This is a genomic window from Pseudonocardia xishanensis (genome assembly GCF_039541715.1).
Classification (GTDB): Bacteria; Actinomycetota; Actinomycetes; order Mycobacteriales; family Pseudonocardiaceae; genus Pseudonocardia; species Pseudonocardia xishanensis.
Map to the genome: position 1 here is coordinate 173308 of NZ_BAABGT010000027.1, position 18219 is coordinate 191526.

The 18219-nt window shown below is 74.3% G+C and carries 14 protein-coding genes; 7 read left to right on the top strand and 7 right to left on the bottom strand.

Annotated features, from left to right (window positions below):
• Positions 1-153 precede the first annotated feature (153 nt).
• From ABD993_RS10515 to sbnA, 5 genes are read left to right on the top strand one after another with little or no spacing between them, the layout of a single operon-like run.
• Positions 154-2739, top strand: coding sequence for a Pls/PosA family non-ribosomal peptide synthetase (locus ABD993_RS10515; protein ID WP_345415210.1), 2586 nt, complete (start codon positions 154-156; stop codon positions 2737-2739).
• Positions 2736-5042 (top strand): non-ribosomal peptide synthetase, encoded by a 2307-nt coding sequence (locus tag ABD993_RS10520; RefSeq protein WP_345415213.1) that lies wholly within the window; start codon positions 2736-2738, stop codon positions 5040-5042. Before ABD993_RS10515 ends, ABD993_RS10520 begins: the two co-directional genes overlap by 4 nt.
• Complete coding sequence (locus ABD993_RS10525) at positions 5039-6019, top strand: TauD/TfdA family dioxygenase (RefSeq protein ID WP_345415216.1); 981 nt, start codon at positions 5039-5041, stop codon at positions 6017-6019. Before ABD993_RS10520 ends, ABD993_RS10525 begins: the two co-directional genes overlap by 4 nt.
• Positions 6016-7068, top strand: coding sequence for a 2,3-diaminopropionate biosynthesis protein SbnB (gene sbnB, locus ABD993_RS10530; protein ID WP_345415219.1), 1053 nt, complete (start codon positions 6016-6018; stop codon positions 7066-7068). Before ABD993_RS10525 ends, sbnB begins: the two co-directional genes overlap by 4 nt.
• 34 nt (positions 7069-7102) lie before the next feature.
• Complete coding sequence (sbnA, locus tag ABD993_RS10535; protein WP_345415221.1) at positions 7103-8077, top strand: 2,3-diaminopropionate biosynthesis protein SbnA; 975 nt, start codon at positions 7103-7105, stop codon at positions 8075-8077.
• A gap of 326 nt (positions 8078-8403) precedes the next feature.
• On the opposite strand, the gene ABD993_RS10540 is transcribed toward sbnA, so the two are convergent.
• A complete protein-coding gene (locus ABD993_RS10540; RefSeq protein WP_345415295.1) occupies positions 8404-8859 on the bottom strand; it encodes a 2'-5' RNA ligase family protein in 456 nt (151 codons plus the stop codon).
• A gap of 269 nt (positions 8860-9128) precedes the next feature.
• Between ABD993_RS10540 and ABD993_RS10545 the strand changes: the two genes are divergently transcribed.
• Together ABD993_RS10545 and ABD993_RS10550 are read left to right on the top strand one after the other, a co-directional pair.
• A complete protein-coding gene (locus ABD993_RS10545) occupies positions 9129-10379 on the top strand; it encodes a cytochrome P450 (RefSeq protein WP_345415223.1) in 1251 nt (416 codons plus the stop codon).
• A 117-nt stretch (positions 10380-10496) separates the two neighbouring features.
• Positions 10497-12056, top strand: a complete 1560-nt coding sequence (locus ABD993_RS10550) for an ArnT family glycosyltransferase (RefSeq protein WP_345415226.1) — start codon at positions 10497-10499, stop codon at positions 12054-12056.
• Positions 12057-12060: 4 nt separating this feature from the next.
• Here ABD993_RS10550 and ABD993_RS10555 read toward each other — a convergent pair whose 3' ends face one another.
• The 6 genes from ABD993_RS10555 to ABD993_RS10580 all read right to left on the bottom strand — a co-directional run bounded on the left by ABD993_RS10555 (position 12061) and on the right by ABD993_RS10580 (position 18166).
• Positions 12061-12498 (bottom strand): ATP-binding protein, encoded by a 438-nt coding sequence (locus tag ABD993_RS10555; protein WP_345415229.1) that lies wholly within the window; start codon positions 12496-12498, stop codon positions 12061-12063.
• Between the two features lie 67 nt (positions 12499-12565).
• Positions 12566-13660, bottom strand: coding sequence for a winged helix DNA-binding domain-containing protein (locus ABD993_RS10560; RefSeq protein WP_345415232.1), 1095 nt, complete (start codon positions 13658-13660; stop codon positions 12566-12568).
• A gap of 63 nt (positions 13661-13723) precedes the next feature.
• Entirely contained in the window at positions 13724-14608 is an 885-nt protein-coding gene (locus ABD993_RS10565) for an RNA polymerase sigma-70 factor (protein ID WP_345415235.1), read from the bottom strand.
• Complete coding sequence (locus ABD993_RS10570; RefSeq protein WP_345415238.1) at positions 14605-15738, bottom strand: NAD(P)/FAD-dependent oxidoreductase; 1134 nt, start codon at positions 15736-15738, stop codon at positions 14605-14607. The genes ABD993_RS10565 and ABD993_RS10570 overlap by 4 nt, the downstream gene beginning before the upstream one ends.
• A gap of 125 nt (positions 15739-15863) precedes the next feature.
• The gene (locus ABD993_RS10575) at positions 15864-16679 is read right to left on the bottom strand and encodes an alpha/beta fold hydrolase (RefSeq protein WP_345415241.1); all 816 of its coding nucleotides are present in this window, start codon (positions 16677-16679) and stop codon (positions 15864-15866) included.
• Positions 16680-16693: 14 nt separating this feature from the next.
• Positions 16694-18166, bottom strand: coding sequence for a flavin-containing monooxygenase (locus ABD993_RS10580; protein ID WP_345415244.1), 1473 nt, complete (start codon positions 18164-18166; stop codon positions 16694-16696).
• Positions 18167-18219 lie beyond the last annotated feature (53 nt).

An 18219-nucleotide genomic window follows, 5' to 3' on the forward strand; every position in this document is an offset into this window, starting at 1 on the left:
GAGCCGGCCAGACCTGCGGCGAGTCCCGCCGTCCGGTCGGCTGACCCGCCGGAGCGATCACACCCCATCCTGCGTCCCCTCGTCGGACGCGGGCCACGAGCGGTGCCGCGGCGCCCGCACGCGCGCACGCCGCCACCGGCGTCTGGAGCGCCCATGACTGGAGCATCCGTCGATCTCGGCACACCCGGGACGACCTCCACCCCATCGATCACCGACACGGCCACCACCACGACCCCGATCAGAGAGCCGACCGACTCGGTCGTGGCCGAGCTCGCCGCGGTACTGGCCGGGGTCCTCGGCGTCGACCGGGTCGCCGCCGACGCCCACTTCTTCGACGACCTGGGCGCCGACTCGATGACGCTCGCCCGGTTCTGCGCGAAGGTCCGCAAGGACCCGCGGCTCCCGGCCGTGGCCATGCGCGACGTGTACGACAACCCCACGCTCGGTGCGTTGGCCCTCGCGCTCACCCCCTCCCCCGCGTCCGAGGAGCCGCGGGCCGAGACGCGGACCGGTGCGCCGTCCACCGAGACCACCGAGCCGCTCGCGGCGGAGACCGAACCGTCCCGCCGCGCGGGCTGCTTCGGCTACGTGCTCTGCGGCGCGGCCCAGTTGGCCCTGTTCCTGGGCTACATCTACGGTTTCGCGCTGGTCAGCACCCTCGGCTACGAGTTCGTGGTGGCCGAAGGCACCACCGTCGTCGTGCTCTACGAGCGGGCTCTGGTCTTCGGTGCGGGCCTCTTCGTGGTGACCTCCGTGCTCCCCATCGCGCTGAAGTGGGTCCTGGTCGGCCGGTGGCGCCCGCGCGAGATCCGGCTGTGGAGCCTCGACTACCTGCGGTTCTGGCTGGTCCGCACGCTCGTCCGAGCCAACCCGCTGCTCCTGCTGGTCGGCGGGCGCGCCCACACCAGCGCCGCCTCGCCGCTGACGAACCTCTACCTGCGCGCGCTCGGCGCCCGGATCGGACGCGGCGCGACCCTCTACACGCGCAGCCTCCCGGTCTGCACGGACCTGATCGAGATCGGCGAGGGTGCCGTCGTCCGCAAGGACGCGCAGCTCAGCGGCTACCGGGCCCGCGGCGGCGTCCTCGAGATCGGGCCGGTCACGATCGGGCGGGACGCCCTCGTCGGCGAGGCCGCGGTCCTCGACATCCACACCGGGATCGGGGACGGCGCGGTCCTCGGCCACGCCTCCGCCCTGCAGTCCGGACAGTCCGTGCCGGCGGGCGAGACGTGGCACGGCGTCCCCGCGGAGCGGGGTGGCACCGCGCCCGCTCGGCCGAGTGCCCGCTGTGGTCCGGCGCGCCGCGTCCGCTACGGGCTCTACCAGCTGCTCCTCATCCTCGGCGTGTACATGCCGCTCACCGTGGGCGGCATCGGCATCCTGCTCGACGAGCTGCCGCGGGCCGCGTTCCTGGACGTGACCCCGCACGCGTTCACGACCTGGCAGTACTACGTCGAGGCCCTGGCCGTCGCGGCGCTGGCGATCGGCCTGCTGGTGGTCCCGGGCCTCCTGCTGGTGGCCGTGCTGCCGCGGCTGCTGAACCTCGGCCTGCGCGCCGACCGCGACTACCCGCTCTACGGCTTCCGCTACGGCCTCCACCGCACGATCGGCAGGCTCACGAACGTCCCGTTCTTCACGATGTTGTTCGGCGACAGCTCCTACATCGTGGGCTACCTGCGGTGGATCGGGTACGACCTCGATCGCGCGGAGCAGACGGGATCGAACTTCGGAACGGTCGTACGGCACGAGACGCCGTTCCACGTGAGCGTCGGGCGCGGGACCATGGTCGCGGACGGGCTGTCCCTGGCGAACGCCGACTTCTCGGCCACCGGTTTCCGGATCTCCCGCACCACCATCGGCGCCCGCTGCTTCCTCGGCAACGTGATCGCCTATCCGACGCACAGCCGGGTCGGCGACGACTGCCTGCTCGCCACCAAGGTCCTGGTGCCCACCGACGGCCCGGTCCGCACCGGCACGGGCCTGCTCGGCGCGCCGAGCTTCCCGATCCCGCGCACGGTGGAGCGCGACGTGCGGCTCAACGGCCACTCGGGGCGCACGCGCGCGCGCCTGCTACGCCGCAAGAACCGGCACAACCTGCGCTCGATGGGCGTGTTCCTGACCGTCCGCTGGCTGCACCTGGTCGGCCTGGCGCTGCTCGCCCTGGCCGCGGCCGACCTGTACCGCAGCGGCGGGGTGTGGACGGTGGCCGCGGAGATGCTCGCGTCGCTGCTGTTCAGCCTGGTCTGGTTCACCTTCGTCGAACGCGCCGTCGCAGGCTTCCGTCGGATGCGACCCCGCCAGGTGTCCATCTACGACCCGTACTTCTGGTGGCACGAGCGGTTCTGGAAGTGCGCGATCCCGGGCGTCGAGCGGATCCTGGCAGGCACGCCGTTCAAGAACGTGCTGTCCCGCGCGCTGGGGGTGCGGATCGGCCGCCGGGTCTTCGACGACGGCTGCATGATGCCCGAGCACACCCTGGTGTCCGTCGGCGACGAGGCGACGCTCAACGCGGGCTCCGTGGTCCAGTGCCACTCCCAGGAGGACGGGTCGTTCAAGTCCGACCGCAGCGCGATCGGCGCCCGGGCGACGCTCGGGCCGGGCGCGTTCGTGCACTACGGCGTCCAGGTCGGGGACGGGGCGGAACTCGCGGCCGCCACGTTCCTGATGAAGGGCGAGGAGGTCCCCGCCGCGGCGGGGTGGGAGGGCAACCCGGCCCGACCCGAGAGGAGCCCCCGATGAGTGCGCCGACCCGCGCGCCGGACGGCGTCGCCACGGCCGTCCCGCGCTGGACCCTGCACCCGACACCGGGGCGCGGGGTGTGCGAGGCCCCGCTCCGCGGGCCCGCCCCGGACGACGCGACGCTGCTCGCGGCCCACGCCGTGGTCCTCGCCGCCCTGTCCGGCGAGCGGGCTGTCGTGACGGCGGTGTCGACACCCGAGGGCCCCCGTCCGTGCGCGATCACCACCGGAGGGACCTGGCGGGACGTGCACGCCGCGGCCGCCGCCGCCCTGGAGCGCGCGACCCCGGCGGCGGAGGGCGCGGTCGAGGCCGTGGTCGGCGACGGCCCGGCGGGCGACGAGGTCCTGCGGGTGTCGGTACGGGGTGACACCCTGCGCGTCGCGTACCGTACTGAGGCCCTCGACGCCGGTGCCGCCGCCCGGATCGCCGACTACCACGTCACGGCGCTGGGTCTGATCGCCGCGGATCCCGACGCCGTGCCCGGCTCACTGGTGTCCGCGGACGAGCTGCTCCTGCAACGCACCGCGTTCCACGGCCCCGCCCGCACCCTCCCGGACCGCCGGGTGCACCAGCTGGTCGCCGACCGGGCCCGCAGGCGGCCCGACGCCGTCGCCGTCACCTGCGGTGACACCAGCTGGACCTACGCCGAGCTGCTGGAACGGGCGGACCGGTTGGCCAGGGCGCTGCTGGCCCGCGGGCTCGGGCCCGAGGACGTGGTGGCGGTCGTGACCGAGCGGGACCTGGACTGGGCTGCGGCCGTGCTCGCCGTCTTCCGGGCGGGCGGCGCCTACCTGCCCGTCGAGCCGCACTTCCCGGCCGACCGGATCGCCCGGATGCTCCGGCGGGCGGGCTGCAGGCTCGCGCTGGTCGGGGCGGTCGACGGCACGCTGCCCGCCGGGGTCGAGTCGGTGCCGATCGGGAGCGCCTACGCCGAGGACCACCCCGACGTCCCGACCTGCGTGCCGGTCGGGCCGGATCGGCTCGCGTACGTCTACTTCACCTCCGGCTCCACCGGCGAGCCGAAGGGCGCGATGTGCGAGCACGCCGGGATGCTCAACCACGTCCTCGCCAAGATCGGCGACCTGGGGATCACCGAGGGCACGGTGGTGGCGCAGACCGCGCCGCAGTGTTTCGACATCTCGCTGTGGCAGCTCGTGGCGCCCTGGGTCGCCGGAGGGCGGACGCTGATCGTCGAGCAGGCCGAGATCCTGGAGGTGCCGCGCTTCCTCGACCGGCTCGTCGCGGGCCGCGTGGAGGTCGCCCAGCTCGTGCCCTCCTACCTGGAGGCCGTGCTGACCTGCCTGGACGCCGAGCCGCGAGCGCTGCCGGACCTGCGGTGCGTGTCGGCGACCGGTGAGGCGCTCAAGGCCGAGCTGGCCCAGCGGTGGTTCACCACCGGGCCCGGCGTCCGGCTGGTCAACGCCTACGGCCTCACCGAGACCAGCGACGACACCAACCACCACGTCATGGATGCCGCGCCCGAGGGCCCCCGCGTCCCGCTGGGCCGCCCGATCGCGAACGTGGGCATCACGGTCGTCGACGACCGGGGGGACCCGGTCCCGCTGGGCGCCCCGGGCGAGATCGTGTTCTCCGGGGTCTGCGTGGGCCGCGGGTACATCGGCGACCCGGAACGCACCCGCGCCGCCTTCGTGCCCGATCCGGCGCACCCCGGGACGCGCCGCTACCGCGCGGGCGACCACGGCCGGTGGCGACCGGACGGCACGCTGGAGTTCTTGGGCCGCAAGGACACCCAGGTCAAGGTGTCCGGTTTCCGGATCGAGATCGGCGAGATCGAGAACGCGCTGCTGGCCGTGCCGGGGGTGCGTGACGGTGCCGTGGTCGTGCCGGGCGGGACCCGGCTCGTCGCGTTCCTCAGCGGTCCCGATCCGGTGCCCGCCGCGGAGCTCGCCGCGCGGCTGGGCGAGCGGCTGCCGTGGTACATGGTCCCGACCGCCTTCCACTGGCGGGACGCCCTCCCGCTCACCGCCAACAGCAAGATCGACCGGCGGGCGTTGACCGCGCTCGCCGAGGACCACGCGGGGCCGGTGGACCCGACCCGCACGGCGGCCGAACGCGCCGTCGCCCGGGCCTGGGCGGACCAGCTGGGCGTGCCCGTCGAGGGCATCGGCCGGTCCGCCGACTTCGCGGAGCTCGGCGGGTCCTCGCTGGCCGCCGTGAAGGTGGTGCTGGCGCTGGGTCGCGCCGTCACCCTCGCCGAGGTCGTCGAGCGGCCCGTGCTCGCCGACCTCGCCGCCCTGCTCGCCACCCGAGTCCCGACGACCGCACCCGAGGAGAGCCGATGAGTGCACCGACCCTGCCCGTCCCCGACCTGCGCGACGGCCGCCCACCGACGCTGCGGGCCGACGCGGCCGATCCCCGCGGCTGGTTCGCGTGGGCCGCGCACGGCATCCACGCGGCGCTGCGCGAGCACGGCGGCGTGCTCGTCCGCGGGCTCGGCGTGGCGTCCCCGACCGATCTGGCCGCGCTGCTGCCGTCGGTCGCCACCCGGCCCGCCGAGGAGCGGGAGGCGTTCGCCCCGAGGACACCGCTGGTCCCGGGGGTGCACTCGGCCACGGTCTGGCCCGCCGCCCAGCAGATGTGCGCGCACCACGAGCTGAGCTACGCCGTCGAGTTCCCCGGGCTGTTGGCCTTCGCCTGCCTCACCCCGCCGGAGACCGGCGGCACCACCGGGGTGGCGGACGGCGCCGCGGTGCTGGCCGACCTGCCCGCGGACCTCGTCGCGCGCGCCGAGCGCGTGGGCTGGGCCCTGCACCGCAGCTACTCCGCGGAGATCGGCGCGAGCTGGCAGCAGGCGTTCGGCACCGACGACCCCGCGGCGGTCGACGCCTTCTGCCGCACGGCCGGGATCGAGACCGACTGGCACCCGGAGGGGCTGCGCACCCGGCAGCGCAGGCCCGCGGTCGTCCGGCACCCGGTGACCGGGGTGCGGGTCTGGTTCAACCAGATCGCGTTCCTCTCCGAGTGGACGATGGATCCGGACGTCCGGGAGTTCCTCGTGGACTGCTACGGGGCCGACGGGCTGCCCTTCGCCACCCGGTTCGGCGACGGCGCCGAGATCGGTGAGGAGGTCGTGGCCGCGATCGGCGAGGTCTACACCCGACACACGGTGACCGAGCCGTGGGAGGCCGGTGACCTGCTGTTGGTCGACAACGTCCGCTCCGCACACAGCCGCGAGGCCTACACCGGACCGCGGGAGGTCGTCGTCGGGCTGGCGGACCCGGTCCGGCTGACCGACTGCCTGCGAGGTGGGGCGGCGTGACCGCGACCCAGCCGCTGCCGGTGGCGGCACCACCGCGGGTCCCGGACTTCGCCGTGATCTCGGGCGCCCAGGTCCACGCCGTGCTCGCGGGCCGGGAACGGGAGGTCGTCGACCTCGTCGAGCGGACCTACCTGCTGCACGCCGAGGGCGAGACGGTGAACCCGCCGTCGTACTTCCTGCGGTTCCCGGACCGGCCGAGCTCACGGATCATCGCGCTGCCCGCGTCGCTGGGCGGCCCGGCGCCCGTCGACGGCCTGAAGTGGATCTCGAGCTTCCCGGAGAACGTGCAGGCCGGGTTCCCCCGCGCCTCCGCGGTGCTGATCCTCAACGACCACGCCACCGGCTACCCGTTCGCGGTGCTCGAGAGCTCCATCGTCAGCGCCGCCCGGACCGCGGCGTCGGCCGCGCTGGCCGCCGACGCGCTGAGCCGCGACCGCGCGCGTCCCCGGCGGCTGGGGATCGTGGGGACCGGCCTGATCGCCCGGTACGTGCACCGCTACCTCGTCGGGACCGGCTGGGAGTTCGACGAGGTCGGGGTGCACGACCTGGCCCCGGAGAGTGCGGCGGGCTTCCGGGACCACCTGGACCGCGTCGGGGAACGGGTGCGGGTGCACGACGGGGCCGAGACCCTGCTCCGCGAGAGCGACCTGATCGTGTTCGCCACGGTCGCGCCGCGCCCGCACGTCCACGCCCCGGAGTGGTTCGCGCACTCCCCCGTGGTCCTGCACGTCTCGCTGCGCGATCTGGCCCCGGAGGTGCTCCTGACCGCGACCAACATCGTCGACGACGTCGAGCACTGCCTCAAGGCGGAGACCTCGCCGCACCTCACCGAGCAGCTCACGGGCGGCCGGGGGTTCCTCGCCGGGACCCTCGCCGACGTGCTGACCGGGCGGGTGCGGGTCGCCGCGGACCGGCCCGTCGTCTTCTCACCGTTCGGCCTCGGGGTCCTCGACCTCGCGGTCGGCCGCCACGTCCACGGGGAGGTGGCCCGCGCAGGCGGGCTGCACGTCGTCGACGGCTTCTTCCACGAGCTGCGCCGTCACGGTTGACGCAGCTGGAGCTCCATCCTCGAAGGAGGGCATCGTGCCCGTCATCACCCGACCCCAGGACTACAACGAGGACGCCCTGTACGTCGACCTCGCGCCCATCGTCGGCCAGCCGCTGTTCCTCAAGTGCGAGGGCTTCAACTTCGCGGGCTCGATCAAGCTCAAGGCCGCCACCGAGATGGTGGAGGCCGCCGAGCGAGCGGGCGCCATCGGGCCCGACTCCGTGCTCGTCGAGTCGTCGTCGGGCAATCTCGGGGTGGCCCTGAGCGTGCTGGCCGCCAGCCGGGGGCTCGGGTTCGTCTGCGTGACCGACTCGCGGTGCAACCTCGCGACCCGCCGGATGATGGAGGCGCTCGGCGCCCGGGTGCACGTGGTCACCGAGCCGCACCCCCGGGAGGGGCTGCTCGGCACGCGGCTCGCGTACGTCCGCGACCTGTGCGCCGCGGACCCGCGCTACGTCTGGCTCAACCAGTACGGCAACGCCGACAACTGGCGCGCCCACCTCACCCGCACCGCCCCCGAGATCGCCGGGGCCTTCCCGCGGCTGGACGTGCTGTTCGTCGGCGCGGGCACCACCGGCACGCTGATGGGGTGCGCGCGGTTCTTCCACGAGTGGCACCGGTCCGTGCGGGTCGTCGCGGTGGACAGCGCGGGCTCGGTGACCTTCGGCGACGCGCCCGGCAGGCGGATGATCCCCGGCCTCGGGTCCGGTGTGCCGCCCGCGTTCCTCGACCGACGGCTGATCGACGACGTGGTGCTGGTCGAGGAGGCGGACACCGTGCGGTCCTGCAGGCGGATGGCGCGGCGCGGCTTCCTGTTCGGCGGGTCCACGGGCACCGTGGTCGCGGGCGCGAGCCGGTGGCTGGCGGCGAACGCCGCGCCCGGAACCGTCGCGGTGGCCATCGCACCGGATCTCGGCGAGCGCTACCTGGACACCGTCTACCAGGACAACTGGGTGCAGGACCTCTACGGCGACGAGGTCCTGGCCGCCGAGCGCGAAGTGACCGTCTGAGCCGGAACGGACGCCCCGAGCCTCGTCCGTTCAGGTGAGGAACGTAACGCTGGGTGGTCGTCGTCGACTTACCCGATGTCTCGCGCTCCCCACGCATCGGAGATGGTCATGTCGTCGCGTCCGCTCCCGGACCGTGCCAGCCCGGGCAGGCACCCGATCCCGTACCCGCCGGAACCCGCGACGGACCGGTTCCGTGCCGTCGTCCCGGTGCCGCGGGCGGAGCCCGAGACCGAGCGGTTCGCGGCACCCGCGCCCGCCGGGCGGGGGACGGCGACCGGGCAGGTGAGCCGGTCCACGCCGCTGGTGGTCCCCGGGCAGCGCGGGCCTCAGCCCCGGCGCGCCCGGCGTCCCGTCGTGGTCGTGGGGGCGTCGGTGGCGGCGGCCGTCGTCGGGTTGACCGCGGTGATGGGGGTGGCGGCCGCGATGGCCCCCGCCGACCCCGTGTCCCCGGTGTCGACCGGAACGCCGGCGCCCACCTCGGGGGCCACGCCGGAGTAGGGATGGGTGCGGACCGGGATCCAGGGTCCGCCGTCGTAGCGCCACAGGGCCAGCGCCACGACCCGGGTGGTCTCCTCCGGACGCCCCTCGAGGTCGCGGAGCAGCCCGCGGGCCGCCTCCGGGGTGACCTTGTTCTGCACCGTCACGTGCAGCTCCCGCTTGCCGCGGTCCTGCGCGGTCAGCCACTCGTCCCACCGTCCGGCGGCGGCGGCCCGCCAGGTCAGGACGTCCGGCGCAGCGACCCGCAGCGCCACGCCGCGGCCCCACGACCGCGACCGGCGGATCCCGCCGCACCGCCACGGCGAGCTCGGCGTCGACCTCCGCCTCGCGCTCCCCGGGGAGGGCGTGGAAGACCGTTACGTGGGCGCCGAGATGGTTCCGCTCGGGCGGGAAGTGGCGGGCGCGCAGCGCGTCCAGCGCGGACTGCACGGGGTCGGCGAGCACCGCGGACACGATGAGCGGACGCACCGCCCCACCCTGCCCCGCCGCCCCGGCGGGCGCGACACGAGCGCGGCGCGGGGCGCATCATCGGGGGACGGCCCGAGGAGGACGCATGACGACCACGCTCCCGCAGCTGCCCTTCGACCGCCCCGGGGTGCTCGACATCGCCCCGCTGTACGCGCAGCTGCGCTCCCGTGCCCCGGTCACCGCCGTCCGGACCGCCACCGGCGACCCCGCCTGGCTGGTGACGGGGCACGCCGAGTGCCGCGCGCTGTTCGCCGATCCCCGGCTCGGCCGGTCGCACCCCGATCCGGCCCACGCCGCCCGGCTCTCCGGCGCCGCGCTGCTCGGCGGCCCGATGGGCGACCCGGAGACCGAGCAGGAGCAGCACGCGACCATGCGGACGCTGCTCGCCCCCGCGTTCTCCGCGCGCCGGATGAACCGGCTCCGCGCCCACGTCGACGAGCTGGTGACGGCGGCGCTGGACCGGCTCGCCGCCCACGGCAGCCCCGCCGACCTGCACGAGCTGGTGTCCCTGCCGATCCCGATCCTGGTGATCTGCGAGCTCCTCGGCGTCCCGTACGCCGACCGCGACCGGTTCCGCGCGTGGTCCGAGGGCGCCGGGCGGCTCGACGATCCGCAGGCCTCGCAGCGGGCGCTGTACGCGCTGGTCGAGTACGTGAAGGGGCTCGTCGAGCGCAAGCGCGCGGAGCCCGGCGAGGACGTGCTGACCGATCTCGCCGCCGCGGGCCCGGAGCACGACTGGCGCAGCGCCGGACTCGCCGCGGCCGTGCTGTTCGCGGGCCACGAGACCACGGTGACGCGCATCGACGTCGGCACGGTGCTGCTGCTGCACGATCCCGCGCGCTGGACCGACCTCGCCGCCGACCCCGACCGCGTCCCGGCCACGGTGGAGGAGATCCTGCGGGTGGCGGCACCGGGCGGCAGCGGGTTGCCGCGGTACGCGCACACGGACGTCGAGATCGCGGGCGTGACCCTCCGGGCCGGGGACTGCGTCGTGCTGGCGCCTGCCGCCGCGAACCGGGACCCCCGGGCGTTCACCGCCCCGGAGACCTTCGACCCCGACCGCGCGGACGGCCGCGCGCACCTGACGTTCGGCTACGGACCGCGGTTCTGCATCGGCGCGAGCCTGGCCCGCGTCGAGCTGCAGGCCGTGTTCACCGCGCTGCCCGCCCGCTTCCCGGCACTGCGCCTGGACGTTCCCGCGGAGGACCTGCGGCTGCGCGCGGACCTGCTGACCGGGGGCCTGGACGCCCTGCCCGTCGCCTGGGACCGAGCTGCCGCCGTTCGACGGCGTGGTGGACCCCGTGGACGACGCGATCGACCCGACGCCGATCGGTGACGCCGGCCGGTGCCGACCGTTGGAGCACCCACACGGTGATCACCCACAGGGAGTGATCGGACGGGGCACCCGTGCGTCCTCAGGGTGGTCACAGCGCGCGCGTGGACAGTGGGTCGGGTGCAGCACGTGATCGCCCGCGGGGTGGTGACCCCACCCCCCGTCCGGACCCGCCCCGACTGGCTCGGACGGGTCGCCCTCCTCGTCCTCGGCGTCATGACGGTCCTGTCGGTGGTCCGCGCGTTCGGGCCGCTGACCTACCCCGGCGACATCTGGCGCCAGTCCGACACGGCCTCGATGGCCCGCAACTACGCCGAGCACGGGCTCAACCTGTTCCTCCCCCAGATCAACTGGGGTGGCAGCGGACCCGGCTACGTCGAGTCCGAGCTGCCGATCATGCCGTGGCTGACCGGGGTCCTGTACACGCTGTTCGGCGAGCACGAGTTCCTCGGCAGGCTCGTGTCGCTGGCGTTCATGCTGCTCGCGACCTGGGCGTTCTGGAACCTGGCGAAGCGGCTCCTGCCGCCCACCGCCGCCCGGTGGGCGCTGATCGCCTGGGCCGTGTCGCCTGCGTTCATGCGGTGGGGCACCGCGTTCATGCCCGAGGCCACGGTCCTCGCCTTCACGATGCTCACCCTGCTGTTCTTCTGCCGCTGGCTGCAGGAGGACCGCGGGCGCTGGCTGGTCGCCACCGCGGCCGCGATCTCCCTCGCCGGGCTGGCGAAGCCGACATCGCTGCACGTCGGGCTGGTGCTGGGGCTGTGGGTCCTGTTCGGCGCCCGACGACGGCTGCGCAGGCCGAGCCTCTACCTCGCCCTGCTCGCCTCGCTCGTCCTGCCGGTGCTCTGGATGCGCTACGCGGCGGGACTGCACGAGACCTACGGCAACACCTTCGGCGTGCTGTCCGGCGGGGACTCGAAGTTCGCCACGTGGGACATGCTGACCAGCCCGGATCTCTACCTCGGCAACCTGCGCACGGAGGCGCTGTTCCTCTACGGCGTGGTCGGGCTGCCGTTCGCGCTGCTCGGCGCGATCTGGCTGTGGCGGCACCGGCGCGGCGCACTGGCGGCCCCGTTCCTGCTGGCCGGAGCCCTCGCGCTCGCCTTCTACTACGTGCTGCTCGGCCGCTACACCGCGTCCGACCTGGGCATCCAGTACCACGTGTACTCGCTGCCCTACGCCGCGACCGCGGTCGGCATCGGCGTCGTGGCGGCCCAGCGGCTGCTGCGCAGGCGGGTCCGGGTCGGCGGGGCGCTGCTGGGGCTGCTCGGCGTGCTCACGGTGCTCGCGCTGGGCGCCCAGTCGGTGAACGTCCTCCGGCAGTCCTTCGACCCGGACGCCGGCGTGCTCGGCACCTGCGCCGCGCAGCTCGCGGCCGTGTCCGCACCGGAGGACCTGGTCGTCGTCGGCACGGACAGCCGGACGACGATGGACGGCGTCGCCAACAACTTCCAGGAGCCCGTGGTGCTCTACCGGGCGGACCGGTACGGCTGGGTGCTCGCCGCGGACCAGTACACGCCCGCCGCGCTCGAGACCGACCGCGCCCAGGGCGCCCGCTGGTTCGTCAACCCGGTGCCGGGCCAGATCGCCCCGCTCACCGAGTGGCTCGACGGCAACGCCGAGCAGGTCCGCAGCGCGGCCGTCGACGGCTGCGACGTGTGGCGGCTGCCGCCGAGCTGAGGCGCTACTCGGCCGCGGCGTACCCCTCGGCCGCCGCGCCCGGCAGCGGGACGGACGCGCTGACCAGCGTGACCGTGGTGCCGGAGTCGTCCCGGTGGATGGACACCTTGTCCATGCACCCCTTCATCACGCTCATCCCGTAGCCGGTCGCACCCTGGTCCGGGCGCCAGACGCCCTCGTCCCGCACGGTGACCACGACCTGCCTGCTCGACGGGCCCGCCACGAGCCGCCCGACGACCTCCACGTCCCCCGGCACCGCACCCGCGTAGGCGTGCTTGACGGCGTTCGTGCAGGCCTCGCTCACCGCCAGGATGGCGTCGACCCTGGCCTCCTCCGGCCACGCCAACCCGTGCAGCCAGCGGTCCAGGCCGGCACGGAAGAAGGCGAGCTGGACGGGGTCTGCTCCGAACCGGATGCTGTAGTAGCCCGTGTCGTCCGCCATCCCCCGAATATCGTCGATCCGGGCGCGCGGCGCGACCGCTGGCCGGGGGAGCCCATGATCCACGCCGCTAGGGGGACGCCGCGATCCGGACGCGGGTGTGGGCGCCCTCCGAGAGGAACCGGGCGACCTCCCGTGCCTCCTCCCCCACCTCCGCGCGGTCGGCCCGGGTGAAACGGCGCAGCGGGGTGACCACGACCGTGCCGTCGGCGACGGTCCACAGTGCGGCGACCCGGCCGTCGAGCAGCACGGCGCGCTCCCCGTTCACCGACAGGCCGCGGTGGGCGTCGTCGACGATCCGGGTGCGGTCGTCGTAGCCGAGGATCGCGTTGTCGAAGGCCGCGAGGAAGCGGACCGGCGCGGGGGTGTCGGGGTCGGGGCGCGGGGCGTCGGGGAGGTCGAGCAGCTCGCGGCCGCGCTCGTCCCGGAAGGAGACCAGCTCCGGGCGCACCGCGGCCACGGCGGCGGGCAGCCCGGTGAGCCCGCACCAGGCCCGCAGGTCGGCGCTCGCCGCCGGGCCGTAGGCCGCCAGGTAGCGCCGGACCAGCGCCTCGCCCACGGGATCGCTCCCCTCGGGCGCGGGCGGGTCCGCCGGTCGGCCGAGCCACGCGGCCATCGGCAGGTTGCGCGCGCCGCCCGCCTGGTTCCAGAGCCCCCGCGGCGGCAGCTGCACCATCGGCACCAGGGCCGCGACCGCCGCCTCGCCGAGCGGCCGGAACCCGGTCTCGGGCCAGCGTTGGGCGAGTAGCCTGCCGAGCTCCGGCATGGTGCGCGGCTCGCCGTCCGCCATCAGCTCCGCGGCGGCCACCGCGACCTCGTCGAGATCCAGTCCGCCCAGCTCGGGCCGGTACACCCCGAGCAGCCGCTGTCGCAGCATCGCCTCGTGCCGGGTGCGCCAGGCCAGCGCGTCCGCCGCGGTGAGCAGGTGCACCGTCCGGCGCATGAGGACGGTCCGGACCAGCTCCTTCGCCAGGAGCAGCGCGGACAGCTCGTGCGGGTCGAAGCCCCGCAGCCGCGACCACAGGCCGACGAAGGGCTCCTGCGGCTCCTGCGCCTGCACCCCGCCGAGGTGCCGGACGGCCTCGACGACCGGCACCTCCGCCCGCGCCAGCAGGAACTGCCGCGCGAGGGAGGCCCGGTTGAGCGCGCGGCGGCCGAGGATCATGCCCGGAACGGTAGCGACGGTCACCGCTGCAGCATTCCGGCCATAGCGGTCGGAATCCGTCCTCTATGCCCGCCCGATGGTCCGCGGCACCGTGACCGCGGCCAGCTTGTCCGGGTTGCGGATCGCGTAGAGGTGGGTGATCAGGCCGCCGTCGACCTCCAGCAGGAAGATCCCCTCGAGGTGCTCACCGATGTGGATCACGATGGCGGGCGCCCCGTTGTAGGCGGAGACGTCCACCCGCAGGTCGGGCAGGGTGTCGCCGAGCCGGAAGAGGCCGGCGAGGATCTTCGCCACCTTGTCCGGGCCGACGACCGGGCGGCGTGCGGCGCTGGCCTTGCCCCCGCCGTCCGCGGTCCAGACGACCTCCGGGGCCAGCAGGGCGAGCAGCCCGTCCACGTCCCCCGTGGACGCCGCGGCGAGGAACCGCTCGGTGACCTCCGCGGCCCCCGCCACCGGTTCGAACCGCTTGCGCCGGGCGCGGACGTGCTCGCGCGCCCGGTGCGCCACCTGCCGGACGGTCGGGACCGGCTTGCCCACCGCCCCGGCGATCTCGTCGTACTCGAAGCCGAAGACCTCGCGCAGCACGAACACCGCGCGCTCGTCCGGGCTCAGGGTCTCCAGCACCACCAGCATGGCCATGGAGACGGACTCGGTGAGCAGGGCGTCCGCGGCGCCGTCGTGCTCGTCGAGCAGCAGGGGCTCGGGCAGCCACGGCCCGACGTACTCCTCCCGCCGACGAGCGCTCGCCCGCAGCGCGTTGAGCGCCTGCCGGGTGACGATCTGGGCGAGGTAGGACTTCGGCTCCCGGACCGTGTCCAGGTCCACCGCGGCCCAGCGCAGCCAGCTCTCCTGCAGCACGTCGTCCGCCTCCGTCGCCGAGCCGAGGATCTCGTAGGCGATCGTGAACAGCAGCGGGCGCAGCGCGGTGAACCGTTCGGCGTGGGTCACGACACCTCCTCGCGCGCGGGCCTCCCGCTGCCGAGCAGCCGCGCGACCGACCCGGGGCGGCGCGCCTCGCCGCGGATCGACATCATCGTGCTCCGGCAGACCAGCTCCTTGATCCGCGCCCCCAGTCTGCCGCCGACCACCACGTCCAGCGGGGTGTCGTCCTTGCGCGCCACCTGCACGGTGCCCGCGTGCCTGCCCACGCTCACGCACGACCCGACGAACCGCGGGTCCAGCGCCCGCGGCTCGGTGCCCGCGATCCGGCTCAGCACGGTGCGCGCCGCCTGCAGACCCATCGGCTGGGCGGCCTGGCAGCTCATCCGCAGTGCCCGGCCCGACGGCGCCGCCGCATCCCCCGCGGCGACGATCCGGTCGTCGTCGATGCTGGTCAGGGTGTCGTCGGTGACCAGCCTGCCGACCTCGTCGGTCCGCAGGCCGCTGCGCGCGGCGAGGTCGGGCACCGCGAAGCCCGCCGTCCAGACGGTGACGGCGCTGGGCCGCTCGCCCGCGCCGAGCACGACGGCGCCCTCGCGCACCTCGGTGACGACGTCGTCGAGCACGGTGACCCCCAGCCCCGCCAGGGTGGCCGCGATCGACCGCCTGCCCTTCTCCGAGAGGCTCGGCGCCAGGGTCCCGCCGGTCACCAGCGCGACCGACCGGCCCTGCTCCGCGAGCTCCGCGGCGGTCTCGATCCCGGTCAGGCCACCTCCGACGACGGTCACCGGGGCGTCCGCGGGCAGGTCGACGAGCGCGGCGCGCAGCAGGCGGGCGTGCTCCACCTCGGCGATCGGGTACGCGTGGGCGGGCGGGACTGCGCCCCGGCTGCCGACCGCGTAGACCAGGTAGTCGTAGTCGAGCACCGCGCCGGACGCGAGCTCGACCCGGCGGCCGGGCACGTCGATGCGCGCGGCCTCGTCGACCACGAGCCGGACGCCCTCGGCGAGCAGCCCGTCATAGCCGAGCGCCGCCTCGCCGGTGCCCGCGACGAGCTGGTGCAGCCGGATCCGCTGGACGAACTCGGGCCGCGGGTTGACCAGGGTGACGTCGGTGTCCGCGTCGGTCCGCAGGTGGGAGGCGGCGAGGGTGCCCGCGTAACCCCCGCCGAGGACGACGACCTTGCTCTTCTCAGTCATGCCCTCGGGACACCGCCGCCCCACGCGACGTGACACGATGTGGCGCCCATCACTCAGCGGGTGGTGCGCGCCCCGCCGTCGACGTGACCGGGCGGGGTCCGCGCACCCGCAGCCACCGGCGGGTCCTAGTGGGTCATCGAGTGCTCCCCGAGGAACCCGTTGAGGATCTTCGTCAGGTCGTCCGGGCGCTCCAGGTGCATGCAGTGGCTCGATCCCGGCCCTGGCACGAGCTCGTAGCGGGCCCCCGGGATCGCGTCGGCCACCTTCTTCGCCTGCCACTGCGGGGTCAGCAGGTCCTGCTCCCCGACGACGACGAGGGTCGGGGCGGTGATCGCGCCGAGCCGGTCCAGCGAGTCGTGCGCCAGGTCGGCGTCCCACTGCTCGACGGTGACCTGCATCTGCTCCTCGTTCTGCGGGAACGCGGGCAGCATCGGCGCGAGCAGCTCGCCGAAGGCCGGGTTGTCCAGCCCCTCCGGGGAGAACGCGATCCCCGCGGTGCCCAGCGCGGACTCCATGTCGCGGTGGACGTAGGGCAGCCGCAGCGCGCTGAGCACCGCGCGCTGGAAGCCGTCGCACCGGCCCCACGTGGCGTACATCAGCGCGGAGGCGACCTGGTCGGGATGGGCCAGGGCGAGCTCCTGTGCCACGGCCGAGCCGAGCGACCAGCCCAGGACGTGCGCACGGGGGATCTCGAGCGCCTCCAACAGCGCGGAGGCGTCCTCGGCGAGCGAGGCGACGGTGATCGGGCCGGTGCCGCGCTCACTGCCGCCGAGCCCGCGGTTGTCGAAGGCGATGACCTGGTGGGTGGCGGCGAGACGGGTGATCATCTCGCCCCACAGTGGGATCGCGCCGGAGGTGCCCATGACCAGCAGCAGCGGCTCGCCGCCGCCACTGATCTCGTAGTTCAGCGTGACTCCGGTACGGACGGGGATCTGGGGCACTGTCTCTCCTGGGGTCAGCGGTACTGGAGGCCGTCGTCGAGGTCGGCCTTGGGGAGGGCGACCTGCTCGTGCGCGTGTTCGTGCATGTGGGTCCACGGGTCCCGGTCGCCCTGGCGGAACATCCGGTCCTGCGAGCGCATGACGTAGCCGGGGTTGAAGTTCTCCGGGTCGCTCCAGGGCAGCCGCGGCATGTCCGCGTCCTCGGGGCGCAGCGTCGGCACGACGACGGTCGTCCCGCGGTCGTCCATCCGCGCCAGGATCCGTCCGACGACGTCGTTGACCAGGTCGACGCGCAACGTCCAGCTGTGCCGGAAGTAGCCGAAGGAGTAGGCCATGTTCGGCACGCCCTCGATCATGATCCCGCGCCAGGTGACGTGGTCGGCGAAGTCGACGGCCGCACCGTCGAGCCGGAAGGGGATGTCGCCGAACGGGGACAGGTTGAACCCGGTCGCGGTCACCACGATGTCGGCCTCGAGCACCTCGCCGGAGGAGACCTGCACGCCCTTCTCGGTGAACTCGTCGATGGTGTCGGTGACGATCGAGACCTTCCCCTCGCGCATGGCCGCGAAGAGGTCGCCGTCCGGCACGAACGCGATCCGCTGCTGCCAGGGCCGGTAGCTCGGCATGAAGTGCTCGTCGATGTCGGTGCCCTCGGGCAGCAGCGGCCGGATCGTCTCGATCAGGAACTCGTGCAGCTGGTCGGGATCGTGGTGGCCCGTCTCGGCCAGCCAGCCGACCTCCTGGATGTACTGGCGGCGGAGGATCTCGTGCGTCCAGTCCGCGGGCAGGTCCAGCGGGGCCAGGCTCTCGGCGAGCGCGTGCACCGTCGGCGCCGGGAACCAGTACGACGGCGAGCGCTGCAGCATCGTGACGTGCTCGGCGGTCGTCGCCATCGCGGGCACCACGGTCGCGGCCGTCGAGCCGGACCCGATGACCACCACCCGCTTGCCCGCGTGGTCGAGGTCCGCGGGCCAGGTCTGGGGGTGCACGATCGTGCCCTCGAACCGCTCGGTGCCGGGCCACTCGGGTGTGTAGGGGTCCTCGTGGTTGTAGTAGCCCTGGCACATCCAGAGGAAGTCCGCGGTCACCCGCAGCTGCTCGCCGGTGTCGGTCCGCAGGACCTCGGCGGTCCACCGCGCGTCCTCGGAGGACCAGTCCAGGCCGGTCACGCGGTGGTGGTAGCGGATCCGGTCGGCGAGGTCGTCCTCCTCGATGACCTCGTCGAGGTACTCGAGGATCGCGCCGCCCGCGGCGATGGACGGGCCGCGCCAGGGCTTGTGCCGGTAGCCGTAGGTGAACAGGTCGGAGTCCGAGCGGGCGCCCGGGAAGCGGTGGGTCCACCACGTGCCACCGCGGTCGTCCTGCGCCTCCAGGACCAGCAGGGAGCGCTCCGGGAACTCCGCTCGCAGATGGTGCGCGGTACCGAGGCCGGAGACCCCGGCCCCGATGATCAGGACGTCGACGTGCTCGATCTCGGCACGGGTCATGGGCGCTCTCCTGCGGGTCGACGGTGACCGGATGCGCCGACGGTAGGACGCGC

What these genes read in the sequence shown, in the direction of transcription:
- ABD993_RS10515 (WP_345415210.1), top strand. Translation starts at nt 154, where the DNA reads ATGACTGGAGCATCCGTCGATCTCGGCACACCCGGGACGACCTCCACC.
- ABD993_RS10520 (WP_345415213.1), top strand. Translation starts at nt 2,736, where the DNA reads ATGAGTGCGCCGACCCGCGCGCCGGACGGCGTCGCCACGGCCGTCCCG.
- ABD993_RS10525 (WP_345415216.1), top strand. Translation starts at nt 5,039, where the DNA reads ATGAGTGCACCGACCCTGCCCGTCCCCGACCTGCGCGACGGCCGCCCA.
- ABD993_RS10545 (WP_345415223.1), top strand. Translation starts at nt 9,129, where the DNA reads ATGACGACCACGCTCCCGCAGCTGCCCTTCGACCGCCCCGGGGTGCTC.
- ABD993_RS10555 (WP_345415229.1), bottom strand. Translation starts at nt 12,498, where the DNA reads ATGGCGGACGACACGGGCTACTACAGCATCCGGTTCGGAGCAGACCCC.
- ABD993_RS10560 (WP_345415232.1), bottom strand. Translation starts at nt 13,660, where the DNA reads ATGATCCTCGGCCGCCGCGCGCTCAACCGGGCCTCCCTCGCGCGGCAG.
- ABD993_RS10570 (WP_345415238.1), bottom strand. Translation starts at nt 15,738, where the DNA reads ATGACTGAGAAGAGCAAGGTCGTCGTCCTCGGCGGGGGTTACGCGGGC.
- ABD993_RS10580 (WP_345415244.1), bottom strand. Translation starts at nt 18,166, where the DNA reads ATGACCCGTGCCGAGATCGAGCACGTCGACGTCCTGATCATCGGGGCC.